Here is a 23,750-nt window from a genome sequence, read left to right as displayed (position 1 = left end):
GTGCGAGCCTTTGGTTCCGGCGCCGCGCCCACGCCTCCCATCTCGCTGTAATAAGCGCTGTAGACCTCGCGAACGGCCACGGCCGTGGACTCGGCCTCGCTCATCGTCTCGAGTCGGGCTCGATAGTTAGTCAGAAAGCTCTGTGCGTTTGACGGAAGGTCATCGAAACCACCGAGCTCGGCCATCATGAGCCAAGTGGCAAAATCCGCCTCGGCTTTCGTGCGAGCTTTCTTGGCGATACTGGTGTTGGAGCTGGAGGACATGGTGGTCCGATTGGTTCGCCCGCCCAAACTCGCCGGCGTTCATGGCTATCGTTGGACAGTTCGCTTAGGTATCTCGTTAGAAGTGATTGCGTCTGCTTCCGTTCCACTTGTGGCACCTTTCGGACGTAGCTTTTCGAACTGACGATGTCAAAATCCCCTAAGGTCCAAACCCGAGGAGCAACAACATGACCCCACACACCCCCGAGGAATTTTCCACCAGGTTGATCGACTGGAGTCCCTTCATGATCATGGGCAAACCACCGGAACGCGTTTTCATGAAAATGACCGATTATTCTCCCGGAAAGTAGGGTTTTCGATCCATTTGCGGGCGGAAGAAAGACCCCTAACCGGGGCCTCCCTAAGGTGTTTGACGATAGCCCGCTAGAAGCGAAGATCAGGACGGCGGGCTCAATGTCCGCCGTCCCGGACAGTGGCGTTTTGCGCCCTCACTTCAGCTGATCCGCCACTTTGTCGATACCGGCCTTGACGCAAGCCTCGTCCTTTTCGCCGCCTGGCGCGCCTGATGCGCCGGCCGCGCCGATGACCTCATCCCCCACCTTGATCGGGAGCGCGCCTTGGTTGGCGATGACGTTAGTTAGATGGATCAAGCCGAGCGTTGGATCAGCCTTCACCCGGTCGACCAGCGCGCCCGATGGCGCACGGAATGTGCGCGCGGTGTAGGCTTTGCGGAAGCTGTTCTCGATGGTGTGTGGCCCCGTATTGTCACCGCGCACCTGCACGATGATCTCGCCGTTGCGGCCGACCACGGTCGCGGACACGGCGTAGCCATTAGCCTTGCAAGTCTCGATTGCAGTTTGCACAATGGTTATTGCGATGGAAGCGGTTAGGTCCTTGTGGCTGAGCAGTTGCGCGCCCGCTGGAGCGGCCAGAGCACAGGTGAAGGTCGAGGCGAGAGCGATGGCGGTACGACGAAGCCCGGACGGTTGCATGACGTTACTCCCTGAGTTTTTCACCGATCCTCTTCTGAGGGCGGTATAGGCGGAGCCTAGTGTATTTCCGATCCGACGTCAGGACTTTGGTAAACCGCGCTTGGTTCTAAGCCTTTCGAAAATGAGCGGTCGCTGAGGTCTGGGTTTGGCTTGGCCCATTCGCGTCACTTAGTGCGATGCAGCGACATGTCCGGAGTTGGGGGCAGACCGGAAGTGAGCGGCCGACTGTCAAAACGGCGCTAATGACCCGAACCGGAAGTCGTCATGTTCGGTCTAGCCACGTTTGAGAGGCGCCCAAATTTCGCGGACTAAGGCCATCGCACTCGTAGAAGTACGGAGTTGCGAATAAATTGGACGTTAAGTTTGGAAAGCTAGACTACGCTGTCGCGACGCAGTCCCAAACACACGGTGGTATTCATGCCGTTAACTCGCCTTGTTTATTTCAGCACGAGTAAGAGACCGACTGACGGCAGCGTGGCGGTTCAACTAAAACAGATCCTCGCGAGCTCGATCAAAAACAACGTTCATTTTGCAGTGACGGGCGGTCTGGTATTCAATCGGAATTATTTTCTGCAAGTCCTCGAGGGTGGTCGCTCCAATGTGACTAAAGTCTTTTCGACGATATCCGTCGATCTACGTCATGATCAGATCGAACTGGTGGAGGTGAAGGACGTTCGCGAGCGTTTATTCGCCGCGTGGTCAATGGGCTTCGCCTCTACCCCAGAATTGATAAAGGAGCTTTGGGCGAAAATGGATATTCAAGGAGAGTTCAATCCGAAACTGCTAACTGGTGATCAGATAGTTAAGCTCATATTCGAGCTCGTGAAGAAGGAAGAGGGTTTTGCATCGTCGCGAAAGTTCTCTATCGCTTGATCTGCGTGTCGCTGGCTGCCGATGCAGGGATTTCGTCAGTGCCCATCCCGCGCCAGCCTTGATGCACTCAGCTTCGACAGTGTAGGCTTCATGGCCTATCTTCCGAAGTCAAAATCGAAATCGATGGCCTAATCTACGATCATCAAGTTTGAATTGTTAGCCGCCTTCGGGCGGCCTTTTCTTTCGTATGACTTACATCAGGCATGTCCGAGTTTGGCACAAACCGGACCACCAGCGATGTCCGCAGTTCGGTCGCTAACAGGGGTAAACCGGACGTGGCGCGGACAGCCCAATTTGGTAGCGAATGGACCCACAGCTGACATCCGCCATCGGCGGTGCATCCGCCCGCGCGCCATCAGTTCTTATGTCGTTACGACTACCGCCGCTGTCAAACTACTGGCAGTTTGCGCCGCGAGATCACCGGCGCGTCTCGTCAGTGCAGCCGCATGGCGGACGGATGAATGACCAATTTTTCCTCAACGAAAAACTGGAGCGCGCCGTACCCTTCCATGTCAACGGCGTATCTGAAATTGTCGTCAACTGTTGGAAACACGGCGACGACCATGCCACTCTCGTGGTCGTCGGCTGCATTATCGACCTGCTCGCCAATTGCAAACTTCGACATCGAGAACTCCTTTTGGAATTATCGAAAATTTAAGCAATGATTACCCCACCAATTAGTTAACGCTTCGTTAACGCGCTGAACCGGCATGTCGAGCGGGTGTTCAATCCGGCACGCTGGCGCAGGATCGGTGAGCGATTTTCGCCAATCGAGCTTTGCTGCCATACCCTTTGATTTGATTTCGAATTGTTGGCATAACAGCGCATGGCGAAAGCAAAAGTAAGTTTCAAACCTATGCGAATTTCCGAAGACGACTGGAATATCTTGGCCGAGTGTCCGGGTGTCGAACCGGTTCACATTTCGGGTTTCAAAAGCAAAACCGAAATCGACGAGTGGATGATCAGTGATCGCCGCATCTCGTGGCTGCGCTCTCAGGGTTACGCGAAGTAGGCTTGTAGTAGATGGGGCCAGTGATTAACCGTTAAACTTTCGCCGGCACCCGTTCCAGCTGCCGTGAGCTCGACCACCTTCCCGGGGTAGCTTTTGAGCCATCCCATCTCGACCACATGGGGCGCATTCAGGTTGGTGCCACCAGAGCCTTGGCGAAACGATTACGACCCATTGGTGGATCGACAACAGCGTCTTCGCAAACTATGTGGCCATCGATCAACTTGAATTCGAGCTTATCCGAAGAAACAACCAAAGAGGCCGCTAACTGAGGCGGGGCCCGGACGAGGGTATCCCGGACCCCTGACATAAACCGGAACTGCACCCCCTCGGGCCGCTCGGCAGATGCTCTTATAAACGTATGGCTCGGATCGCGGACCATATTGATCTTGAGCAATGTTCTGCCAACTGAGGCGGCCTTACACTGGCGGCTTAAGCTCGCTTGCCATCCAGCCCGTGTGGACTGACTTCAACGGGTCATCGACCTGCATTTTGCAGACGCGTTCGCACTTCGGGCACTCGAAGGTCCGTAGATCAGATCCGGCAGGGCCACGCTCGATGCGGCCCAGCATCATGCGACCCTGACACTTAGGGCAACGTGGCCGTTCGATCGGAAGTAGTGATGGTTCCGGACGAATATGAGATTCAGGCATGTGATGCACCCCTGTTAGCAGACGGGAGCACAACACTCCCTGTCACCGATAGTAGCCGAAGGATGGGGCGGTGATGTTGGAACCGTACTCACCTTATGTACGGAAGACGACGCAATTCGGAACATATTCAGCGAACTCCGTAGTTCTACGATCCGAATAGTCTGTTTGGCGAGCCGCGTCGGTCTTGGCCAATCGCACTTGATTTTCTCTAAGACGGAAACTCAGCCTCGATAACGTGAACTCGATCTGCATGGAGGGACCATTCCTTCAGTCTCTCGGTTTCACAGAACCTGACTTTGGCCAAGTCTGAGGCATGCAGCTTGTCTGCAGCGTCGATTTCTATTGAACGCTGGCAAACTTCAGCTTCGTGCCCGTTTTCGCCTAGGACGTCTTTCATAAACTGAACAATATACCGTGCCATTGAAGCCTCCTTCTAGGAAGAAAGCGCGGCCCCGCCGAAAAGGCGGCGTGGGATCGGCGGAGCCACGTAGGCCACGATACGGAGACCGTGGTGAATTGAAAAAAGCGGGGACCCGATTTTTCATGGATGGAACCAGGTATCGTTTAAGCTACCCAAACATCAACCGCAGGAACGTCGCAGATAGAGGATGATTGTATGCGCCAAATTCCGCTGGGAGCAAAAGGAACATTCACGTTGCGTGTGCTGCCGGAGCATCTCGCCAATCGGTTCAAGGACGCCATGTTACCGCAGGTGCTGGCGACCCCCGTGATGATCCTGATCATGGAAAACGCCGCCCTCAGCGCCATCAGGCCATTTCTGGATATGGGTGAGAGCGCGGTCGGTACGGCGATAAATGTACGGCATCTTGCCGCTACACCAGTAGGTCATGATGTTCGTGCCGAAGCCGAGGTAGTCAAGGTCGAGGGAAAACGAATCGAATTCAAGGTGTCAGCGAGCGACGAGATGGAAGAGATCGGCATCGGAACTCATCAGCGCATGGTGATCGATCTTCGTTCGTTCAACGAGCGCCTTGCCAAAAAAGGCAAATTCTAGATGGTCTCCTTTCTGCGCCGCGAACTCGCGCGCGAAATTAGCGGCAGGACGGACTGGAGCCAACGAGCGCACTGTCATAAGCAAAGAAGCTAAATTGAGTAAGTCGGTCGACTTTGAACAAACACAGAAAAGCCGATCAGTCATTGAATGACGGCTCCTGGCGCGAAGCGGACTTACGGCGACGGGCTGACGGAAGCTAAGTCCCATTGGGCGACATCGTAAGGCTTGGCTTGGTATGAAAGACTGCTGCCAACTTAGGCGGCCTTTAGTGCCGATCAACTAACCGTGCTATGCCCTGTACTACAGGAGGTCACCATGGTTTCGATCGATTTCCGGCAAGAGTTGCGCGCGCAGATAGAGCGCGCGGCCACAAGTTGTTGACCGCACGCGGCCGAAAGACGGTAATCGGCGCACATGCCAAAGGTCTGTTTGCATGACCGTGCACTGGTGGCAGACGTGTGTGATCTATCAGATCTACCTGCGGTCCTTTCAGGACACGAACGATGACGGCATAGGCGACCTTAGAGGGATAGAGCGGCGGCTCGATTATCTTGTCAGCCTTGGGGTCGAAGCGATCTGGATCTCTCCCATCTACCCGTCGCCGATGGTTGATTTCGGCTATGACGTCGCCGACTATTGCGACGTCGATTCACGCTTCGGCACGCTGGCGGACTTCGACGACCTACTGGTGCAAGCCCATCGGCGGGGGCTTAAGGTTCTGCTTGACTTCGTACCCAACCACACATCCGACCGGCACGCATGGTTTGTCGAGAGCCGCGCTTCGCAAGATAATCAGAAGAGAAGCTGGTACATCTGGCGCGATCCTGCCGCTGACGGCGGACCACCCAACAACTGGATCAGCGATTTCGGCGGCTCAGCCTGGGAATGGGACAAGGTCACCGGACAATATTTTTACCACGCCTTCCTGAAGGAGCAACCCGACCTCAACTGGCGTCATCCAGCCGTGCAGGCGGCGATGTACGATGTGATGCGGTTTTGGTTCGACCGTGGCGTCGATGGCTTCCGCATCGACGTGCTGTGGCACATGCTGAAGGCGGCAGACTTCCCGGACAATCCGCCCAACCCGGCCTATCGGTCGGGAATGGGTGAAATGCACCGCCTGCTGCAACTCCATTCGACCGACCAGCCTGAGGTGCACAAGATTGCCGCCGAGATGCGTGAAATCGCCGACAGCTATGGCGCCAAGGGACAGGGCGAGCGGGTTCTGATTGGCGAGATCTACCTGCCAGTCGATCGGCTGATGCACTATTACGGCGGGGAACGCCCCGGGGTGCACCTGCCCTTCAATTTCCAGCTCATCGATACGCCCTGGGCGGCGCGTTCCCTGGCGGCGGCGATCACCAACTATGAGGCCGCGCTACCGCCCGGTGGCTGGCCAAACTGGGTGCTCGGCAACCATGACCGGCCGCGCGTTGCCACCAAGCGGGATCAGGCCCAGGCCCGCGTCGCGGCGGTGTTGTTGCTGACGCTCCGCGGCACGCCCACGCTCTACTATGGCGACGAACTGGGCTTGAGCGATGTCGCGATCGAACCGTCCCAGGTTCAGGATCCCCGCGAGTTGCGTGAGCCCGGTTTGGCGTTGGGCCGCGATCCCGTGCGCACGCCGATGCCATGGGATGACAGCAAAAATGCCGGTTTCACCACGGCCAAACCGTGGCTGCCGCTCAATGCCGACTGGCCGACGCGCAACGTGGCGCGGATGACGGAAGACTCTCGATCTATCCTGACACTTTATCGCCGGTTACTTGCTCTCAGACGCGATTGGCTGGCATTGTCGATTGGTGACTTCGTGCTGTTGAGCGGGGAAGATGAGATACTTGCTTACGAACGCCGACACGCCGCCGAACGGCTGATTGTAGCGCTCAATCTCGGAGCACAGCCGCATCGACTGCAGTTGCTGGACTGGGCGCGCGGGAGCCGGTTGCTCTTGTCCACTGAAGAGGATGCGCCGCTGGTCGAAGGCGGCGCCGTCCTGCTACGGTCGAATGAAGCCGTCGTGCTTAAGGCCGGATAGCACAGAGCAGGGAAGGATGGTTGCTTGCGTATCGCCATGCTGGCGCCGATCTCCTGGCGTACACCGCCGCGCCATTACGGCCCTTGGGAGCAGGTGACGAGTCTCCTGACCGAGGCGTTGGTGGCGCGCGGTGTCGACGTCACCCTGTTCGCCACATTGGATAGCAGGACGGCAGGCAAGCTGGATGGCATCTGCCCGGCGCCCTATTCCGAGGATCCGGCGATCGATGCGAAAGTATGGGAGATGCTCCACGTCGCCCATGTCTTCGAGCAGGCCGGTGAGTTCGACCTCATTCACAACCATGCCGATTTCGTACCGCTCGCCTTCTCGCGGCTGGTCGGGACCCCGATGGTGACAACGATCCACGGTTTTTCGTCTGAGCGCATTCTGCCCGCCTTCAAGGAATACGACGATCACGTCCACTATGTCGCGATCAGCCAGGCCGATCGCCATCCGGACTTGCGTTATGCAGCAACGATCCACCACGGTGTCCCGCTCGAGGACTTCCCGTTCCATCCGCATGGTAGCGAAGATCTGTTGTTCTTCGGCCGTATTCACCCGGACAAGGGCGCAGCTGAAGCAATCACGGCGGCACATCGATCTGGACGGAGATTGATCATGGCCGGTATCGTCCAGGACCAGAACTATCACAACGAGCAAGTCGTGCCCGCACTCGACGGCCGGTCCGTGATCTATCTTGGCCCGGTCGGCGGAGCCACGCGCGCAACGACTCTCGGATCCGCGCGCGCGCTGCTCCACCTCATCAATTTCGATGAGCCATTTGGCTTGTCGGTGGTGGAAGCGCTCGCCTGCGGAACGCCAGTCATAGCCTGCAACCGGGGATCGATGCCCGAGCTGATAGATGAAGGAGTGACCGGATTTCTGGTCGACAGCCTCGATGCGGCGGCAGATGCGATAGATCGCATCGACGAAATCGATCGCGCTGCTTGCCGTGCTGCGGTATCCGCGCGATTTACGGTAGACCTCATGGCCGATAGATATTTGCGTTTGTACCGGTCAATCCTCGGCTGATAACCGGTTTGGATGAAGTTTACTACCCCAAATGACAGGCGCGCGGATCCGGTTCGATGTGCACTGCGTGGCCGACTGCGCAGTATTTCGTCAGCTTCGGCTCCCTCGCGGGAGATAATCGCTGACGACCGCTGTTGGCGCAAAGCGGCCGTTCGTGAGTATTTTCACTTCTGCATCGTTCGGCCTCATTATGCTTCTTTGATAGAAATTCGGGAACGACGCCCGCAGCGAACCGAAGGAGGACAGACATGACTGTTTCGGCGGAACGAGCAGTCCTTGCCGGCGGCTGCTTCTGGGGTGTGCAGGATCTGCTGCGCCGGTATCCCGGCGTGATTTCAACGAGGGTGGGCTACACCGGCGGCGAGGTGCTAAACGCGACGTATCGCAACCACGGCAATCACGCGGAAGCCGTTGAGATTACCTTCGATCCGCAGACCATCAGCTATCGAAAGCTGCTGGAATTCTTTTTCCAGATCCATGATCCCTCAACGTCCATCGCGGCCGGGAGTGCGATATTTGGATCACCTGATTACGCTGCCGCGATTGGCGCTATCCGCAAAGCGTCCCGACCCTCAGCCAAGAAGGTACGCTCGTGAATCCGCGAGACGATCTCGCTCGCAGCTTCCTCGGTATGAACGAGATCGACGGCCTCCCCAACGATGACAGCAGCGACGTCCGTATCGCCTGCCTGGCGGGCTTCGGCGTATTTCGGTTGCTCAAATGATGCGTTGCGACGAAGTCCGTCGAGGTCACGACACCATCGTTCGGTAAAGGAGTTCTTCAACGTTCTTATCGTCCATTGCGCTGGCCAATCGATGCCCCTGGCAATGTCAGCGGCCGAACTGCGGATAGTGTTGTCTCCGGATGCGGCAAAAGCGGCGCGCTTCATATTTGGATGTGAGAGAGCCTCTCGACTCGCAAAGAACGCGGTTCCGCACAGCACACCGGCCGCTCCCAGCATCAAAGCTGCCGCAAGGCCCCGACCGTCGGCGATGCCACCAGCCGCGATGACCGGGATATTTTCGACCGCATCGACGACGGCAGGGACGAGCGGAAATGTAGATCGGGTTCCGCCATGTCCGCCGGCTTCCGTCCCCTATGCGACGATGAATTGCGCGCCCTCGTTGACTGCCGCTGTTGCCTGCGCAACCGTTTGGATCTGGGCAATCAGCGGGATACCGGCTCTCCTTATCTGGGGGGCGAATGAACGGATTTCACCGAAGGATAGAAAGATGGCCTTTGGCTCGCGAGCCAGCGCGACGTGCAGCAGATCCGGGCAGTTTTGCAATGCCCAGCTGATAAATCCTATTGCTACCGGCGCGTTCCCAGCGGCGAGAAGCTCGCGCTCTAACCACTCCTTATCGCCGTAACCCCCGCCGATCACGCCGAGGCCACCGGCGTTGCTGACAGCGGCGGCAAGGGCTCCGCCGCTCACTCCGGCCATCGGCGCCAGCAGAATCGGATGCTGAATGTTTAGCTCGGTTGTGACCCGGGTCTTAAAAGACATGATGTTTTCCGATGTCTAAGTACGAAGTGGTAGTGCGTGCCAACGAGCCTTGCGATCGTCAGTTGTCTCAAGACGTCGACGAGCCTTTTTCACCGCGATTTTCGAGCATATTCAACGCTTTCTTTGTAAGATCGGCTAAGATCTTATGTCTTTCGAGATTTGGTGTTTTTGGATGCAAATCTACTAACTCGATCAAACCAGTTAAGGCGAGGATCTCTGCGAGGACGTCGCTGCCTTGTAATTGGTGAAGCTGATATCCACGATCAGTCCATTGCCAAAGTTTGCCGCTGCGCGTTACCGCAACGCTATCGACTTTGAACGTTCCAGGATTGATACCGTAGAACTCTTGAACCAGTTCATCATGGATGTCCGCGCGGTCCTCCGTCATCCTGACTCCCATAATTCATGTTTTCCTAAGTCGGTCCACGCTCTCACTCTGTTTAAGTGTCGTTGAAGAGCGGATACTATCTCATCAGCTAGGGCGCGCTTAATATTTTGTCCCGTGAGAGGCTAGTCTCCGAGCGCGGTATTGGTGCGCCGCGACAGTCTTTTCGAGGCAGGGGTTTTCGCTGGAGTAGCGAGTTATTTTCAATGGATCGCTGGCCGGAAATGTTCCTTCCAATTCTTCGTCCAGTTGAAGATCCAATTTCCTTTTGTCCCGCTGCTTGAGCGTCTCTTTTGGCATCGGGTGTCCTCCAACTGACCTGTGATGTACGTGGTTTCTCCGGTGCAATTATTCGATATGCGGCAAGACCTCAAACTGATGAAATGGCGGTGGCGAAGACAGGGTCCATTCGAGCGTGGTGGCACCGGGCCCCCACGGATTGTCGGCAGCCGCCTCCTTGCGAAAGAAGGCATAGGCCATGCCCACGAAGAACACGATCAAGCCCACGGCAGAAATATAGGACCCGACAGACGCAATCTGGTTCAAGCCAGCAAAGGCGTCCGGGTAATCGGCAATGCGCCGGGGCATTCCCGACAGGCCGAGAAGATGCATCGGGAAGAACGCTAGATTGACGCCGACAAAGGTCAGCCAGAAGTGCAGCTTCCCGATGATTTCCGAATACATGTACCCGGTTATTTTCGGAAACCAGTAGTACCAACCCGCGAAGATTGAGAAAACGGCGCCAAGGGACAGCACGTAGTGGAAATGTGCAACCACGTAATATGTATCCTGTAGTACCCGGTCGACGCCCGGATTGGCGAGCACCACACCGGTGACGCCCCCGATCGTGAACACAAAAACAAAACCAATCGCCCACAGCATCGGCGTTTTGAATTGTATCGAGCCATCCCACATGGTGGCGATCCACGAAAAGATTTTGATACCGGTTGGTACCGCGATCACCATGCTGGCGAAAGCAAAGTAAGCCTGGGCGCTGCTCGACATGCCGACGGTGTACATGTGATGGGCCCAGACCACGAAGCCGATGAATCCAATTGCAACCATTGCATAGACCATTCCGAGGTAGCCGAAGATCGGCTTGCGACTGAAAGTGGAGACAACATGGCTGACTATGCCGAAGCCCGGTAACACCATGATGTAAACCTCGGGATGGCCGAAGAACCAGAACAGGTGCTGAAACAGCACCGGATCCCCGCCGCCTTCGGCGCCGAAGAACGTCGTTCCGAAGTTGCGGTCGGTAAGTAGCATGGTAATCGCGCCGGCAAGCACAGGCAGCGACAACAGCAACAGGAACGCGGTCACGAGGACCGACCATGCGAATAGCGGCATCTTATGCAAGGTCATACCTGGTGCGCGCATATTAAAAATGGTGGTAATAAAATTGATCGCACCCAGGATCGAAGACGCGCCCGCGATATGGATCGACAGGATCACGAAATCGACCGCCGGGCCAGGGTGACCGGACGTCGAGAGTGGTGCGTAGAGCGTCCAGCCCGTGCCGGCGCCGTTCGAGCCGGGCTCGCCTTCGACGAACATCGAAATGATGAGCAGCGCAAACGACGCGGGCAGCAGCCAAAACGAGATGTTGTTCATGCGCGGAAACGCCATGTCCGGGGCACCTATCATCAGCGGCACCATCCAGTTGCCGAATCCGCCCATCATCGCCGGCATCAGCGTGAAGAAGATCATGATCAGGCCGTGGCCTGTCACGAACACGTTATAGGTGTGCGTATTGGTGAAAATCTGCAAACCCGGCTGCTGCAGTTCCATCCGGATTACGACGGAAAGGATTCCGCCAATCAACCCCGCGCACATCGCGAACACGAAGTACATCGTGCCGATGTCTTTGTGATTGGTTGAATAAAGATAGCGCCGCCAACCGGTAGGGTGACCGTGCGTATCGAAATCGTCCGTTGTATCAGCAGCAGAGAGCATCGGTAGGTTCTTCGATGACGATTACGCCGCGCGCTTACTGGGATGGAAGTCAAGTCTCATGCTGATGCCATCCGTTCTCAAGGATGACGGCCGCAAATGAAAGCGAGGAGGGCAAATTGCGGCGGCACAAGCCCATCTCCCGGCATCACGATTAGTCCGTCTCGACGATCATTGCCGTCGCACCTCATTCATGCCCTGCGGTTGGATCGACGGTCGTATGGAAGAACGCGCATGATCCCACGCCTCTATGTGAAAAGGGTTTTGATCCGCACTAGTTGCTTCCGATGCAGGTGCAGCATTCTATTGAGATGAGAGCTCAACTCTGCATCAAAAATATTTGAAACGGCTTGCTCGATCGCCTGGACCAACTCAGTCTGATTAGCTGTCGCGGACGCAATCGCGTGCTCAAGGCTGCATTTGGTACGATGTTCATTGGTCAGCCGTTTGCGGGGAACTGCGACGGCTCCCCCTCTCATCGCTATTTCCTTTTGGAGCAGCACGCAAATCTCTCCTTGGTCCAATTCAGACCCGAGGATTAGGTCGGCAATTTTCAGGTTGGCTGCTTGACCGATGTTTGCGAAAGCTTTGGTGCCACCGCGTTCCTGCTCCAGTAGCGATTTGAGAAAGACGAGGACTTCTTCGCGAGACCAATACCCGAGATAGCCCGGATCGACTTCATGCATCCAGCAAGCAGGCGATGAATAATCGTGAACCGTATCGCCGAGGTTCGTTGGTTGTTGCAACTCAGTGTTGCCCATTGCTTCGATCCCATGGCCCCAAACTGGCGTGCGAAAGCACGCTCGCGTCGTCCACCATTTGTAGTGCCGGATAAAATCTTTGGTCGAGCGAAGTACTCTCGACCCTTTCTCCAATTTTACAAACGATAAATATTGGCGTGTTAGTGCGGAAAAATAGATACATTAAATTGGAAGAAGGTGGTGAGACACGACGCCAAGCTGTTGCTTTGGATTGCTGCGCGAAACGTAGGAATGCGAGCGTGATGACGATCTAGCGAGCTTTTCGCGTAGATGGCTTCGCGATCGTCTTGCCAGCTTTAGCTGTCGCTTTCGGGTTAGCGATTCGATGCATGATCTCGAGCGCACTGCCGAACAGGTCATGATCGCACTCAAGAGGATAAACGACGTATGCGGGCATTGAAAATGCGGGCGCACTGCCGATCACGTTGAGCCGTTTGGCCTTGAGATGGGGCAACACGATCCGCTTGGGGAAATAGCCGGAACCGCCGTTCGCCAAAACGTGCTGCAATCCCAGCCAGCCGATATTCGCGGTTAGCGAAGGACCACCGAAATTCGGAAAGCAGACACTGTGTCTTGCGTAAAACTCCGGTCCCCAGTCCACGTAGACATAGCCAGGTTGGGGCTCAGGTTCGCCGCTCGGATCTGTCGAAACCAGGATAAGTTTTTCTTCAAACAATTGCTCGATTTTCAAGCCGGGACGACTTTGTGGAGTGTACATGACTGCAATATCCATCCGACCTTCGACGAGCCCCTGCATAAGCGCTGATTCAAGCCCGCTTTCGGCGCGTATCGATATCTCCGGTCTAGCCTCCCTCATCAATGGGAGCCACTGCAACAGAAATTCCTCCCACAGACCAATTCGGCCGCCAACAACGAGCGTTCCGCTAAACCCCTCAGGAATTCCGATGTCGTGGCGCGCCTGTTCTATTGTTCGGACCAGCGTGGCCGCGTGCCGTTGAAACTGGCGGCCGGCAGACGTCAGCGTCGTACCAGCCTTGTTGCGGACGAAAAGCGTGCAACCCAGTTGGTCTTCGAGTGTATGAATGCGTGTGCTGACCGTCGACTGGCTGACGTGAAGTCGATCCGCGGCACTGATAAAGTTGCCCGCTGTAACAACCGTGAGGAAGGTTCTAGCCAGTTCGGTATCCATTGGCAGCTCCTTTGATATCTATCATATGGATATCAAGGCTCGATATTATTCGTTTGTCAAAAGTATTGTTTGGCATAGATTTCTATCGAAAATCGGTGCGGTCTCGATCGTAAACGTGAGGCGAGCGTTGATTGCTGCCGAGTTTGGAATTCCGAAGAAACGTTATCCTGAAGCATCCGCAGCAGGAGCGCGGTTCATGCAGAGAAACTCAGACAAGCGCCGCCGGGATCCAAGATCTATCGATATCGCTGCGATTATTGCGTTGTTGGCTCTCGTCATCGCGGCATCTGCGGTTTTAAGCGAAGCTTCGAAGGAGAGCACGTCGCCGACAGCAATCGGCACGACCGTACGGTGGTAAGCTCTCTGACTCGAAGTGTCCTTTGCTCAAGGAGTGAGAGCAAACGACCTTTCTGAGCGGCTTACAGCAGGCAAGGATCTTCACGTCCAACGGTATCAAACGATGAGCAATGAAATGTACCCAAAGTCCACGCTTGAGCTCGCCCAAAGGCGGCGCGAGCTGGAGCCCAAGTGCGAAGCCGCTTTTCAGGCGTTCAGCCAGGTTGTGTTTGCAGATGGCGCTCTTTCGAGCAAGACGAAGCAGCTGATAGCGGTGGCGGTAGCCCATGTGACCCAGTGCCCTTACTGCATCCAGGGCCACACGAAGGCCGCGCTGCGGTCAGGAGCGACCGCGCAAGAGTTGATGGAAGCGGTCTGGGTCGCCGCGGAAATGAGAGCAGGCGCCGCCTTCGCCCATTCGACGCTGATGTTGGATGTCGTTGAAAGATCGACAAGCTAACGTGTTCGGTTGCCGGACGGGCGATCGACCGCATGTAGGAGGGCGTCATAAAGGCGCAGGTGGTTCAAATTGACCGATCGGGAGATGTTAGGGCGGCCTTGCGCGCCCAGCGACTGCGCAAGGAGATCGACGAGGAACAAATGACCGTCAAATGCAATCCGAATTCACAATTGTCCCGCTCGAGACAAGGGTTAACCCCAGCGCCGGGAGAACCGGAACTCGTATTGACACGCCACAGCGCGCTGTCCCGGCTGCAGAGCTTTCTCACCGATGCGAGGAAGGCGCCCAAGAGCATTCTGCAAATCCGGTGGGAGCGCCGCTGGACTGCCGCATCTGGGGCGTGGTTCGCTGTCCTCGCAGCGCTTTTGCTTGGTGGAATAGACTGGTGTGCAGCGGTGATGGTGGCAGCGACCGCGTTCATGCTCGCCCGGAGTGGCGACATGCTCGACGACTACGACGAATAGGCAGCCCGAATCCTTTGATCTTCGAAAAGTCAATCGGCGAGGCCAACGAATTGAAGGCGTTCCAGGCGCGGACCGACCCCGCATCTCCGAGATCTGGCGATCGTTGATCGCGAGGCCGGCACACTAAAAAGATTAAACTGAGCAGTTTTGAATAGTCTTTGTCGTCAATTACTCTAAACTAGCCTTTATCCTACGAGAGACGGCCCAAACTGGATCTTGAGCCAAACTAACATGGAAACAGATCAGATACAGCTCTTATCGTTTCTCTCGATAAAGAAGCAAAAGTTCAATGGCAAGACATCCGACTAGGTCAGGCGGCAGTTCGCGCCTTTGGAATTGGTTGCTGCTGATACCGTTCATCGCCCTACTCTGGGTGCCGTTCTATAATTTTGTAGAGCCGGCTCTGTGGGGTATCCCGTTTTTTTACTGGTATCAGTTCCTCTGGGTGATTCTCACCTCCGCTCTGATCATTTGGGTGCATTACAAGAACGATTAGCCTCAATTGGTACTTCGTACTTACACGGCTGAATTGCGAGACGAACATGAACTGGACCGCGATCATCGTCTTCGTCCTGCTGTTCGGAGCCGTGACGATTATTGGCTTTGCTGCAGCCCATTGGCGCCGTGGCGATCTCGACGTGCTGGATGAATGGGGTCTGGCAGGACGCCGCCTCGGGACCGTCGTCGTCTGGTTTCTGCTCGGCGGTGACGTCTATACCGCCTATACGTTTATTGCCGTGCCGGCCCTTGTTTTCGGCGCAGGAGCTATTGGCTTTTTCGCGCTGCCTTACACGATCATTGTATATCCGCTGGTCTTTCTGATTCTGCCGCGTATGTGGTCGGTCGCGCATAAACACAATTTCATCACCGCCGGCGACTTTGTCCAAGGCCGGTACGGCAACAAGTGGCTCGTGCTTGCCGTAGCGATCACCGGCATCGTCGCGACCATGCCCTACATCGCGCTACAGTTGCTCGGATTGCAGGTTGTAATCGGCGCGATGGGCGTTGGTACGGTCGGGTTCTATGGCGATCTGCCGCTCATCATCGCTTTTATCATCCTTGCGGCATTTACTTATACCAGTGGGCTCCGCGCCCCAGCGATGATCGCGGTGGTGAAAGACACGCTTATTTACATCACAGTGCTTGCCATGGTGATCGTGATTCCGATCGAACTTGGTGGCTATGGAAAGATGTTTGCGATGATTCCACCTGCGAAGCTTTTGCTCGCAGGTCCGAAGGACGGCAATCTTGGCCAATTCTCTGCCTATGCAACCTTGGCACTCGGCTCGGCTTTTGCCCTATTTCTCTATCCGCACACCATGACGGCCGTGCTCAGCTCGAACAGCCGGGAAGTGATTCGGCGCAATGCAGCTTATCTGCCAGCATATTCCTTTATGCTGGGTCTCCTTGCGCTCACGGGCTTCATGGCCTTGGCCGTGGGGGTCGATAAACTGCCGGAGTTCGCACCGCAATTCGCTCAGTATGGGTCGAATTTTGCTGTGCCCGCCCTTATCCTCCACACCTTCCCTGACTGGTTCGCCGGGGTAGCGTTCGCGGCTATCGGCATAGGCGGCCTGGTGCCGGCGGCTATCATGTCAATAGCGGCATCGAATCTGTTTACACGCAATATCTATGTCCAGTTCATTCGACCGAATTGCACTCCGAAGCAAGAAGCGCAAAACGCGAAAATCACGTCACTAATTGTCAAGTTCGGTGCCCTTCTTTTCATTATTTTTCTGCCTCTCCAATATGCGATACAGCTCCAACTGCTCGGTGGCATCTGGATTAGCCAGACCATTCCCGCGGTCATCGTCGGTCTCTATACGCGCTGGCTTAATCCTTGGGCGCTTATCATAGGCTGGGCAGCGGGTCTTATCGCAGGTACCTGGATGGCTGCCTCGCTCAGCTTTCAGTCTGCCGTTTTCCCGTTGGCAGTCGACGGCTTCACCGTGCCCGGTTACGCAGCGCTTTATGCGCTCGCGATCAATTTTGCAGTGAGCATCGTGCTCTCGCTGCTGTTCAACCAGATCTTGGCGACTCGTGGCACGGACCTCACGTCGGCCGCCGATTATCGCGTCTGATCCAGCTAAATCCGGTTGCTTCACGCCGTTTTGAATCGTGCATTCACCTCGGTCTCGACGGCCGTCCCTGTCGCAAACCAATGCGCCTCAGCGATCAGTTTACCGTTAGCTCGGAATGGCACGCCACGCTGCCAACTCGATTCACCCAAGGGAGGATCACCGCAACAGCGGTGCGCTGGTCCGCTCCCAAAGTGCTGTAAGGAGCTTCAACGCAGAGTAGCGAGCAATCGCTTAAGCAGACTTCGTGGATATTTGCACTTCTGCATCGTTCGGCCTCATTATGTGTCTTTGATAGAGCTTCGGGAACGACGCCCGCGACGAACCGAAGGGGGACAGACATGACGGTTTCGGCGGAACGAGCAGTCCTTGCCGGCGGCTGCTTCTGGGGGGTGCAGGATTTGCTGCGCCGGTATCCCGGCGTGATTTCAACCAGGGTGGGCTACACCGGAGGCGAGGTGCCGAACGCGACGTATCGCAACCACGGCAATCATGCGGAAGCCATTGAGATTACCTTCGATCCGCAGACCATCAGCTATCGAAAGCTGCTGGAATTCTTTTTCCAGATCCATGATCCCTCGACGTTGAACCGTCAGGGCAACGACCGGGGAGCGAGCTACCGGTCGGCCATCTTCTATACCAGCGACGAGCAGAAGCGGATCGCGGAAGACACCATTGCCGATGTCGATGCTTCCGGCCTTTGGCCGGGCAAGGTTGTCACCGAGGTGGCAGCCGCTGGGCCGTTCTGGGAGGCCGAGCCCGAGCATCAGGATTATCTGGAGAAATATCCGGACGGCTACACCTGTCACTTCATTCGGCCGAATTGGACGCTGCCGCACCGGGCGGAGAAAGCTGATTCAAGCGCGGACGGAGTTTCAGCGGCGTGACAAAAGGATCCGATCTGCTGGTGGCCGGCCTCGAGAACGAGGGCGTCGCGTACATCTTCGCCATTCCAGGCGAGGAGAATCTCGACGTGCTGGAGTCGCTGCGGCGCTCGAAGATCAAGCTCGTGCTGACGCGGCACGAGCAGGCTGCCGGCTTCATGGCGGCGACCTACGGACGTCTCACCGGACGCGCGGGCGTCTGCCTGACGACGCTGGGTCCCGGTGCGCTCAATCTGACGACGGCTGCGGCCTACGCGCATTTGGGCGCGATGCCGATGGTCATGATCACCGGACAGAAGGCGATCCGGAGTAGCCGTCAGGCGCGCTTCCAGATCGTCGACATCGTCGCGGCCATGCGACCGCTCACCAAGATGGCGACGCAGATCGTCTCCGCGCAGAGTATTCCGACTCTGGTTCGCGACGCCTTCCGGGTCGCGCAGCAGGAGCGGCCGGGCCCGGTGCATCTCGAACTGCCCGAGGATATCGCGGCCGATGAAGCTGTTGTGGACATCATTCCCCCACATGTCGTCGAGCTTCCGGTTGCGCCTGCAGTGGCCATCGAGCGCGCCGCAGCGATGATCATGGGCGCCAGCAGGCCACTGGTTATGCTGGGCGCCGCGGCAAGCCGCCCGCAGCTCGCCGAGCCGCTGTCGGCGTTCGTGCGACGATGCAAGATCCCATTCTTCAACACCCAGATGGGGAAGGGCGCCGTCAATGCGGGCTCCAACCTCTATATGGGCACGGCCGCGCTGTCGGAACGGGATTGGGTTCACGAGGCCATCGACCAGGCCGACCTTATTATTTCAATCGGCCATGATACCGTCGAGAAACCCCCTTTCCTGATGGGCCATAGTGGACCGCAGGTCATCCATGTCGGCGCTACGCCGGCGACGGTGGAGCAAGTATACTTCCCGCAGGCGGAGATCGTCGGAGACGTTGGCGCCAGCCTCGCGGCCATCGCCGATCGCCTGGAAGGCAAGCTCCCTAATGCCTCGGCATTGCTGGGTCTGCGGGAGGGGATTCTTGCCCATCTCGCCGAGGGTTCGACGGAGGATCGGTTTCCGCTGACGCCTCAGCGCATCGTGCACGACGTCCGTCAGGTCATCCCGCCGGACGGTATCGTTGCCCTTGACAACGGCATGTACAAGATCTGGTTTGCCCGCAACTATCGCACCAGCGTCGCCAACACGCTGCTGCTCGACAACGCCCTCGCGACCATGGGTGCGGGTCTCCCTTCGGCAATCGCGGCGTCGCTGATCCATCCGGATAGACGCGTGCTCGCCGTTTGCGGCGATGGCGGCTTCATGATGAATTCGCAGGAGCTTGAGACGGCCGTGCGGCTAAAGCTGAACCTCGTCGTGCTTGTGCTCGAGGATCGCGCCTATGGTATGATCCGTTGGAAACAGGAAGTCGACGGGTTTTCCGACTTCGGCCTCGACTTCGGCAATCCTGATTTCGTCGCCTATGCGAAGTCATACGGCGCCAAGGGCTCCCGCGTCGGCAAGGCCTCGGAACTCTCGACGATGCTGGAAGCTGCTTTCAGGGGAGGCGGCGTGCATCTCGTTGTGGCGCCCGTCGATTACAGTGAGAACATGCGCGTGCTCGTCAACGAGCTGCACTCGGTCGTCCACGCCGAGTGAAAACTCTTTTAAACAGCCTGGGACACCATTGCGGCCGCGTCAAACCATTGGTGCCAATCGAATGACCACTTTTGGCGGCGGTCGCTCGGCATGTGATGTCGCGTAAACGGTGATCTGACACATGCAATTGACACAACCTTCTCAGTCCAAGGCCTCCACCCGCAAGCACCGAAGAGCCGACTCAGGTTGCCGCTTCAACAGGAGCCAATTTCTTCATTTTGCTGTCACTGACGCGCTCGAGCCAAACCAATGCCACGGCCGACAGGAAAGGCAGGCTTTGGATGAGCAGGATTGCGGCAAAGAGATCAGTTTCGAAGAACCGATAAGCGTTTGTCACGAAGACGGTGATGCCGCCGGCGACTAGCAGCCCGCCGATCACTGTTTCCGGCATCGTTGTGATGCGGGTGCCGACGATAGCGCCCTTACCTTTACGGGTGCGATGGAAGTTGTTGCGGCTGGCTGGCAATGCCGCTTGAAAAGCAGCGCTTGCGACCGTCCACTGAACGGACATGAATACCACCATGGCACCGAGCATTTGCCGGTACGGCACGCCGACGCGCGACCGGTATGAAGAGACAAAGTGGATGAGCGATACAAAGAACGCAGCGAGAATCGGCATAGTCAGCAGTGCATCCGGGATGGCGACGACCTTGAACGCAACGAACGGTACCCAGATCAGATTGAGCAGAGCCGCCGCGACGGCGATGATTTCGGCCCCGAACCAGGTCAGCCAGCCGAAAACGAATTCTCGCTTCTGATCATGGTCGAGTTGGCTCATGCCTGGAAGGAACTGCCGCCAGTGCTTCTTGACAATCTGCACTGCGCCACCGGCCCAACGCGATCGTTGCGTCCTGAAGGCCAGATAATCCTGCGGCAGCAATCCCCAGCCATAGCGGCGGTTAGTGTAATGGGCACGCCACCCGAGTTCCATGATGGTCAGTCCCAGGTCGCTGTCCTCGCAAATCGTGTCGCTTGACCAGCCGCCGGCGGCTTCCAGGGCCGTGCGACGGATCAGGCACATCGTGCCGTGGACAATGATGGCGTTGACCTCGTTGCGCTCCACCATCCCGATATCGAAGAAGCCAGCATATTCGGCGTTCATGGCGGCATGGATAAAGCTACGGTCGCCGTCGCGGTGATCCTGGGGCGCCTGAATGAGCCCCACTTCAGGGTCGGCGAAGCTGGGGACCAGGTCCTTGAGCCAGTCCGGATCGACGACATAATCAGCGTCGATGACGCCGATGATCTCGGCATCGGCTGCCGTCTCGGCCATCGCCAGTCGGAGCGCTGCGGCCTTGAATCCCACAAGGTTCTGGACGCAAAGGAACTTGAAGCGCGGGCCAAGCTCGCGACAGCGTGCCTCGATCGGTTGCCAGAAGGCTGGATCAGGGGTGTTGTTGATGACAACCACACACTCGAAATTCGGATAGTCGAGCCGCGCCACTGAATCGATGGTCTTTAGCAGCATGTCCGGCGGCTCCCGGTAAGCGGGGATGTGGATGGATACGTTCGGCGCACGCGCGCCTGCGCTTTGCGCCGCCACGTCGAGGAGCCGCGTAGGTTCAGGTCCAAGGGCGACGGCCGCCATCTCGTTTAGGCGTAAGCGCACGATTGGGGCGAGCAGGCCCAAGAGCGGAAGCGCGATGGCGAACGTGATCACCTCGCCATGCAGTAGGTAGTGGCCGTGCCAGTACACGAGCACGCCTGCGCACCAGCCGCCAAACAAATGGTCTGCGGCGGCGAGCAGGGTTGCCTGGCTGATAGTCGCTCCCGGGAGCGCCAGAATCGTGATCGACAATAAGGATCCGACGAGAACGGCCAGCCACGCTGTCTTCCTGTAGTTGGGGTCGACGATCGGTCCGCTCCAGAAGAATTTGGGCCGCAACGACGCGTCGAGAATGCCCCAATAGGGACCGACATTCCCTTCAAACAATTTCCCCGGCTGATCGATCGCTTCGACGATGTTGTAATCGATATCGCTTGCGTTGGCGCGCGCCACGAAATCGCGCAGGATGACGGCCTGGCTGATCGGGCTAGGCACCGCGCTTTCGAAATTGTGCCCGGCGCTCGGCCAGCCGAATTCGCCGATCACGATTTTCTTGTTGGGGTAGGCGGCCCGCAGCTTGTCGTAGATGGCCATAGACTCTTGGACCGCGGTTTCCTTGGGGAAGCCTTCCCAGTAAGGAATGATATGGGCGAAGATCTGATCGACGGCGTCGCCGAACTCTGGATGTTCGATGAAGGTTTGCCAGTTCTCCGCGGACCCTACCGGAACCAGGCTGTCCCGCTTCACGCGCCGAACAATTTTGATTAGATCGGCCACGGTAAGCTCGTGCCGGTAGACGGTTTCATTGCCCACGACCAGACGGGTCACGTTCGGGTAGCGGCGTGCGAGGTCGAGCGCGGTCGCTATCTCACGCTCGTTTCGGGCCTTGTCCTTGTCGAGCCAGACGCCAAGCGTGACCGTGAGCCCGAGCTCAGCTGCGATCGCTGGAACGCGTTCCAGGCCCTGAGTCGAAGCATAGGTGCGCACCGCCTTGGCGTTGTTGGCGATCGCAGTGAGGTCAGCGCGGATCTGCGCTTCGGGTACCCTCAAACCGACCGGAGATGGTTCGGCAAACCGGTTGTATGAAACGCTCGGCAACCTTCCTTCGACGGAAGGCGCAGTGGCATGCGGATTTCTCGACGCCCAGAATGCGAGATGCAGACACGCGACGAGGCTGACGACGGCAGCAAAGGTGCCAAGCGACATTGCTCGGCGTTGTCTTGCTGAGCCGATCAATCCTCCGCCCGGGGGCAACATCATCTGCTGTCTTCATTGTGGTGTCCGGCAATCCCGGCTACTAGCGATTTGCCTTCTTTCTTCTCTTCCGGCGATCGCAGCCCTGTATGGCTTCCGACAAAATCGCTTGCAGATATGTGAAGCGACCGTGGCTCAGTTAGTTCGCTTGAGAGTCGGTTAAAGGTGGTGGTTGGAGCCATAGTCGCGCCGGCCTGTGACACGACCTCGGACGTGATCACGCCGTCTCCACGATCCCGCGAATCAATTCTGAGCTCAGACCACAAGCAAAGTACGCCGATCACCGCAACGATTGTGGCAATCATCACCGGGACAGGCTCTCGACGTTCATCTTTGACAGGCATTCGTCTCGCCCCTTAATCGATTCCGAGAACGATCTCAACCGCCGCCTCCAGCAAGATCGTTTGCTGAGGCGACGGCGGAGCCCCGGGTAGCTCGTTTGAGAGTCAGTTAAAGGTGCCGGTGGGGGCGAGGTCGAGGTGGGGGCAGTTGTCGTAGACGTTCCCAGGGTACTCGCCGTCTCCATACAGCCCACCGTAACCCGAGTGGTAGGTTCTGCAACCCGTACCGTAGCCCAACCTCAGCGCGTCCTGAACCGGCAACTCTTCTTGAGCGACTTGACCGTAATGGGAATGATAACCGTGGTGCATTGCCATCGCCGGAGTGGCGAGCATAAGCGAGAGCACGGCCGCTCCAATCAGTCGGAAGTTCGTCATAACACATTCTCCTTTCACCGGGCGATGGGAGGGTGACAGTGTTCGTTAGAGCGACACTGCACGCGACCGAACGCCAGCATGTTGATCTCTTGTACAGCTGACATAGGATCACGTTTCGTCAGCACCACTAAATTGCGTTTTAGAGGCAGCCATATCGGTCGTGTTGATCTCTAAAATGCGATCCCTTCAAGCGGGCGTGATCGGCGAACCGACTGGATGAAATCATATTTGATGGAAGCCGAAGCCAGCCCATCCATATTGGGTTGGTGGGCACGCGCGATAATTATCGGCATATTCGTGAATTATTCGCTTGGCCTCGCGTTCAACCTTGGAGGAGTAATCCATGCGCTTAACGCTTCTCGTCATAGCTCTTGGGAGCGCGATCGCCGCTTCGGGCGGCACGACTGTCATCGCCCAGACAATCGCTGGCGCGGCAGCCGGAGTGTCTGGTGGCGCGCCAATGGGCCATTTTCAGCCGCGAGCAGAGCGGTTTTCTTCCAACTCTGCGGCGGAGCTATCTGTGCAAGAAAGGATGTCAGCCTTCGATGCCGAGCAGCAAAAGGACGACGCGGAGCTGGATAAACGCCTGACCATCTGCCGCGGGTGCTGATGCGCATCGGCGACTGAGCCGCGCGCTTAGATGCATTGTATTGAAGTGCAGCACTATACGTGAGGGTCACAGGCAAGCTTGCAAACATTCTGAAAGTGAATCCGATAGAAATTCCAAAGCCTACGCTCGGCATCTCGGTGCTGAGTTGGCGGATTGACTTATTTTTCCACTATGAG

Annotated in this window: 25 protein-coding genes and 3 pseudogenes; 15 read left to right on the top strand and 13 right to left on the bottom strand. The window is 57.1% G+C overall.

Annotated features, from left to right (window positions below; translation table 11 throughout):
• A pseudogene (locus E8A46_RS15145) lies at positions 1-263 on the bottom strand (hypothetical protein); the annotation flags it as partial.
• Between the two features lie 185 nt (positions 264-448).
• Here E8A46_RS15145 and E8A46_RS15140 point away from each other — a divergent pair.
• Positions 449-571: a hypothetical protein gene (locus E8A46_RS15140; RefSeq protein ID WP_291562041.1), complete on the top strand. Its 123-nt coding sequence runs from the start codon at positions 449-451 to the stop codon at positions 569-571.
• A gap of 138 nt (positions 572-709) precedes the next feature.
• Here the strand turns inward: E8A46_RS15140 and E8A46_RS15135 are convergent, their stop codons facing one another.
• On the bottom strand, positions 710-1,213 hold the full coding sequence (locus E8A46_RS15135) for a heme-binding protein (RefSeq protein ID WP_291562038.1): 504 nt from the start codon (positions 1,211-1,213) through the stop codon (positions 710-712).
• A gap of 417 nt (positions 1,214-1,630) precedes the next feature.
• On the opposite strand from E8A46_RS15135, the gene E8A46_RS15130 reads away from it, so the two are divergent.
• Positions 1,631-2,086 carry a BLUF domain-containing protein gene (locus E8A46_RS15130; protein ID WP_291562034.1) on the top strand — a complete coding sequence of 152 codons (456 nt, stop codon included), beginning with the start codon at positions 1,631-1,633 and terminating at the stop codon, positions 2,084-2,086.
• A 433-nt stretch (positions 2,087-2,519) separates the two neighbouring features.
• Here the strand turns inward: E8A46_RS15130 and E8A46_RS15125 are convergent, their stop codons facing one another.
• Positions 2,520-2,711: a hypothetical protein gene (locus tag E8A46_RS15125; protein ID WP_291562031.1), complete on the bottom strand. Its 192-nt coding sequence runs from the start codon at positions 2,709-2,711 to the stop codon at positions 2,520-2,522.
• 201 nt (positions 2,712-2,912) lie between these two features.
• On the opposite strand from E8A46_RS15125, the gene E8A46_RS15120 reads away from it, so the two are divergent.
• Positions 2,913-3,098, top strand: coding sequence for a hypothetical protein (locus tag E8A46_RS15120; protein WP_291562028.1), 186 nt, complete (start codon positions 2,913-2,915; stop codon positions 3,096-3,098).
• A gap of 858 nt (positions 3,099-3,956) precedes the next feature.
• Here the strand turns inward: E8A46_RS15120 and E8A46_RS15115 are convergent.
• The gene (locus tag E8A46_RS15115; RefSeq protein WP_291562025.1) at positions 3,957-4,169 is read right to left on the bottom strand and encodes a hypothetical protein; all 213 of its coding nucleotides are present in this window, start codon (positions 4,167-4,169) and stop codon (positions 3,957-3,959) included.
• Positions 4,170-4,364: 195 nt separating this feature from the next.
• Here E8A46_RS15115 and E8A46_RS15110 point away from each other — a divergent pair, with 195 nt between their 5' ends.
• From E8A46_RS15110 to E8A46_RS15095, 4 genes and pseudogenes are all read left to right on the top strand, one after another.
• Complete coding sequence (locus E8A46_RS15110; RefSeq protein ID WP_291562023.1) at positions 4,365-4,763, top strand: thioesterase family protein; 399 nt, start codon at positions 4,365-4,367, stop codon at positions 4,761-4,763.
• A gap of 433 nt (positions 4,764-5,196) precedes the next feature.
• Positions 5,197-6,798 carry an alpha-amylase family glycosyl hydrolase gene (locus E8A46_RS15105; RefSeq protein ID WP_291562021.1) on the top strand — a complete coding sequence of 534 codons (1,602 nt, stop codon included), beginning with the start codon at positions 5,197-5,199 and terminating at the stop codon, positions 6,796-6,798.
• A gap of 24 nt (positions 6,799-6,822) precedes the next feature.
• Positions 6,823-7,830, top strand: a complete 1,008-nt coding sequence (locus E8A46_RS15100; protein WP_291562019.1) for a glycosyltransferase family 4 protein — start codon at positions 6,823-6,825, stop codon at positions 7,828-7,830.
• 248 nt (positions 7,831-8,078) lie between these two features.
• Positions 8,079-8,321 (top strand): annotated as a pseudogene (locus E8A46_RS15095) (peptide-methionine (S)-S-oxide reductase); the annotation flags it as partial.
• A gap of 38 nt (positions 8,322-8,359) precedes the next feature.
• On the opposite strand, the pseudogene E8A46_RS15090 reads toward E8A46_RS15095, so the two are convergent.
• From E8A46_RS15090 to E8A46_RS15065, 6 genes and pseudogenes are all read right to left on the bottom strand, one after another.
• Positions 8,360-8,890, bottom strand: a pseudogene (locus E8A46_RS15090) (nitronate monooxygenase); the annotation flags it as partial.
• A 36-nt stretch (positions 8,891-8,926) separates the two neighbouring features.
• Entirely contained in the window at positions 8,927-9,337 is a 411-nt protein-coding gene (locus tag E8A46_RS15085; protein ID WP_291562013.1) for a nitronate monooxygenase, read from the bottom strand.
• Positions 9,338-9,404: 67 nt separating this feature from the next.
• Positions 9,405-9,725, bottom strand: a complete 321-nt coding sequence (locus tag E8A46_RS15080; protein WP_291562010.1) for a hypothetical protein — start codon at positions 9,723-9,725, stop codon at positions 9,405-9,407.
• Positions 9,726-10,070: 345 nt separating this feature from the next.
• Positions 10,071-11,678: a cytochrome c oxidase subunit I gene (gene ctaD, locus E8A46_RS15075; RefSeq protein WP_291562007.1), complete on the bottom strand. Its 1,608-nt coding sequence runs from the start codon at positions 11,676-11,678 to the stop codon at positions 10,071-10,073.
• Between the two features lie 245 nt (positions 11,679-11,923).
• Positions 11,924-12,436, bottom strand: a complete 513-nt coding sequence (locus E8A46_RS15070) for a DUF6306 domain-containing protein (protein ID WP_291562004.1) — start codon at positions 12,434-12,436, stop codon at positions 11,924-11,926.
• A 250-nt stretch (positions 12,437-12,686) separates the two neighbouring features.
• Positions 12,687-13,586 carry a LysR family transcriptional regulator gene (locus tag E8A46_RS15065; RefSeq protein WP_291562001.1) on the bottom strand — a complete coding sequence of 300 codons (900 nt, stop codon included), beginning with the start codon at positions 13,584-13,586 and terminating at the stop codon, positions 12,687-12,689.
• Between the two features lie 25 nt (positions 13,587-13,611).
• On the opposite strand from E8A46_RS15065, the gene E8A46_RS15060 reads away from it, so the two are divergent.
• The 7 genes from E8A46_RS15060 to E8A46_RS15030 all read left to right on the top strand — a co-directional run bounded on the left by E8A46_RS15060 (position 13,612) and on the right by E8A46_RS15030 (position 19,448).
• Entirely contained in the window at positions 13,612-13,944 is a 333-nt protein-coding gene (locus E8A46_RS15060) for a hypothetical protein (protein WP_291561999.1), read from the top strand.
• Positions 13,945-14,046: 102 nt separating this feature from the next.
• The gene (locus E8A46_RS15055) at positions 14,047-14,382 is read left to right on the top strand and encodes a carboxymuconolactone decarboxylase family protein (protein ID WP_291561997.1); all 336 of its coding nucleotides are present in this window, start codon (positions 14,047-14,049) and stop codon (positions 14,380-14,382) included.
• Positions 14,383-14,480: 98 nt separating this feature from the next.
• The gene (locus E8A46_RS15050) at positions 14,481-14,846 is read left to right on the top strand and encodes a hypothetical protein (protein WP_291561994.1); all 366 of its coding nucleotides are present in this window, start codon (positions 14,481-14,483) and stop codon (positions 14,844-14,846) included.
• Between the two features lie 289 nt (positions 14,847-15,135).
• A complete protein-coding gene (locus E8A46_RS15045; protein ID WP_291561993.1) occupies positions 15,136-15,342 on the top strand; it encodes a DUF3311 domain-containing protein in 207 nt (68 codons plus the stop codon).
• A gap of 46 nt (positions 15,343-15,388) precedes the next feature.
• A complete protein-coding gene (gene mctP / locus E8A46_RS15040; RefSeq protein WP_291561989.1) occupies positions 15,389-16,927 on the top strand; it encodes a monocarboxylate uptake permease MctP in 1,539 nt (512 codons plus the stop codon).
• 338 nt (positions 16,928-17,265) lie between these two features.
• Positions 17,266-17,811 (top strand): peptide-methionine (S)-S-oxide reductase MsrA, encoded by a 546-nt coding sequence (gene msrA, locus E8A46_RS15035; RefSeq protein ID WP_291561987.1) that lies wholly within the window; start codon positions 17,266-17,268, stop codon positions 17,809-17,811.
• Positions 17,808-19,448 carry an acetolactate synthase large subunit gene (locus E8A46_RS15030; RefSeq protein ID WP_291561984.1) on the top strand — a complete coding sequence of 547 codons (1,641 nt, stop codon included), beginning with the start codon at positions 17,808-17,810 and terminating at the stop codon, positions 19,446-19,448. The genes msrA and E8A46_RS15030 overlap by 4 nt, the downstream gene beginning before the upstream one ends.
• Positions 19,449-19,629: 181 nt before the next feature.
• Here the strand turns inward: E8A46_RS15030 and E8A46_RS15025 are convergent, their stop codons facing one another.
• From E8A46_RS15025 to E8A46_RS15015, 3 genes are all read right to left on the bottom strand, one after another.
• Positions 19,630-22,200, bottom strand: a complete 2,571-nt coding sequence (locus tag E8A46_RS15025; protein WP_291561980.1) for a glycosyltransferase — start codon at positions 22,198-22,200, stop codon at positions 19,630-19,632.
• A gap of 50 nt (positions 22,201-22,250) precedes the next feature.
• A complete protein-coding gene (locus E8A46_RS15020) occupies positions 22,251-22,592 on the bottom strand; it encodes a hypothetical protein (protein WP_291561977.1) in 342 nt (113 codons plus the stop codon).
• Positions 22,593-22,694: 102 nt separating this feature from the next.
• The gene (locus E8A46_RS15015) at positions 22,695-22,964 is read right to left on the bottom strand and encodes a hypothetical protein (RefSeq protein WP_291561975.1); all 270 of its coding nucleotides are present in this window, start codon (positions 22,962-22,964) and stop codon (positions 22,695-22,697) included.
• 343 nt (positions 22,965-23,307) lie between these two features.
• On the opposite strand from E8A46_RS15015, the gene E8A46_RS15010 reads away from it, so the two are divergent.
• On the top strand, positions 23,308-23,574 hold the full coding sequence (locus E8A46_RS15010) for a hypothetical protein (RefSeq protein ID WP_291561973.1): 267 nt from the start codon (positions 23,308-23,310) through the stop codon (positions 23,572-23,574).
• Positions 23,575-23,750: the final 176 nt, after the last annotated feature.

It is taken from the genome of Bradyrhizobium sp. (assembly GCF_004799445.1).
In the GTDB taxonomy this organism is placed as follows: domain Bacteria; phylum Pseudomonadota; class Alphaproteobacteria; order Rhizobiales; family Xanthobacteraceae; genus Bradyrhizobium.
The sequence above is the reverse complement of the archived record's forward strand: the minus strand, read 5'-3'. Positions and strand labels throughout refer to the sequence as shown.

Bases quoted from the DNA above. Each gene is read 5' to 3' on its own strand.
- E8A46_RS15140 (WP_291562041.1), top strand. From the start codon at position 449: ATGACCCCACACACCCCCGAGGAATTTTCCACCAGGTTGATCGACTGG.
- E8A46_RS15135 (WP_291562038.1), bottom strand. From the start codon at position 1,213: ATGCAACCGTCCGGGCTTCGTCGTACCGCCATCGCTCTCGCCTCGACC.
- E8A46_RS15130 (WP_291562034.1), top strand. From the start codon at position 1,631: ATGCCGTTAACTCGCCTTGTTTATTTCAGCACGAGTAAGAGACCGACT.
- E8A46_RS15125 (WP_291562031.1), bottom strand. From the start codon at position 2,711: ATGTCGAAGTTTGCAATTGGCGAGCAGGTCGATAATGCAGCCGACGAC.
- E8A46_RS15120 (WP_291562028.1), top strand. From the start codon at position 2,913: ATGGCGAAAGCAAAAGTAAGTTTCAAACCTATGCGAATTTCCGAAGAC.
- E8A46_RS15115 (WP_291562025.1), bottom strand. From the start codon at position 4,169: ATGGCACGGTATATTGTTCAGTTTATGAAAGACGTCCTAGGCGAAAAC.
- E8A46_RS15110 (WP_291562023.1), top strand. From the start codon at position 4,365: ATGCGCCAAATTCCGCTGGGAGCAAAAGGAACATTCACGTTGCGTGTG.
- E8A46_RS15105 (WP_291562021.1), top strand. From the start codon at position 5,197: ATGACCGTGCACTGGTGGCAGACGTGTGTGATCTATCAGATCTACCTG.
- E8A46_RS15085 (WP_291562013.1), bottom strand. From the start codon at position 9,337: ATGTCTTTTAAGACCCGGGTCACAACCGAGCTAAACATTCAGCATCCG.
- E8A46_RS15080 (WP_291562010.1), bottom strand. From the start codon at position 9,725: ATGACGGAGGACCGCGCGGACATCCATGATGAACTGGTTCAAGAGTTC.
- ctaD (WP_291562007.1), bottom strand. From the start codon at position 11,678: ATGCTCTCTGCTGCTGATACAACGGACGATTTCGATACGCACGGTCAC.
- E8A46_RS15070 (WP_291562004.1), bottom strand. From the start codon at position 12,436: ATGGGCAACACTGAGTTGCAACAACCAACGAACCTCGGCGATACGGTT.
- E8A46_RS15065 (WP_291562001.1), bottom strand. From the start codon at position 13,586: ATGGATACCGAACTGGCTAGAACCTTCCTCACGGTTGTTACAGCGGGC.
- E8A46_RS15060 (WP_291561999.1), top strand. From the start codon at position 13,612: ATGGATATCAAGGCTCGATATTATTCGTTTGTCAAAAGTATTGTTTGG.
- E8A46_RS15055 (WP_291561997.1), top strand. From the start codon at position 14,047: ATGAGCAATGAAATGTACCCAAAGTCCACGCTTGAGCTCGCCCAAAGG.
- E8A46_RS15045 (WP_291561993.1), top strand. From the start codon at position 15,136: ATGGCAAGACATCCGACTAGGTCAGGCGGCAGTTCGCGCCTTTGGAAT.
- mctP (WP_291561989.1), top strand. From the start codon at position 15,389: ATGAACTGGACCGCGATCATCGTCTTCGTCCTGCTGTTCGGAGCCGTG.
- msrA (WP_291561987.1), top strand. From the start codon at position 17,266: ATGACGGTTTCGGCGGAACGAGCAGTCCTTGCCGGCGGCTGCTTCTGG.
- E8A46_RS15025 (WP_291561980.1), bottom strand. From the start codon at position 22,200: ATGTCGCTTGGCACCTTTGCTGCCGTCGTCAGCCTCGTCGCGTGTCTG.
- E8A46_RS15020 (WP_291561977.1), bottom strand. From the start codon at position 22,592: ATGCCTGTCAAAGATGAACGTCGAGAGCCTGTCCCGGTGATGATTGCC.
- E8A46_RS15015 (WP_291561975.1), bottom strand. From the start codon at position 22,964: ATGACGAACTTCCGACTGATTGGAGCGGCCGTGCTCTCGCTTATGCTC.
- E8A46_RS15010 (WP_291561973.1), top strand. From the start codon at position 23,308: ATGCGCTTAACGCTTCTCGTCATAGCTCTTGGGAGCGCGATCGCCGCT.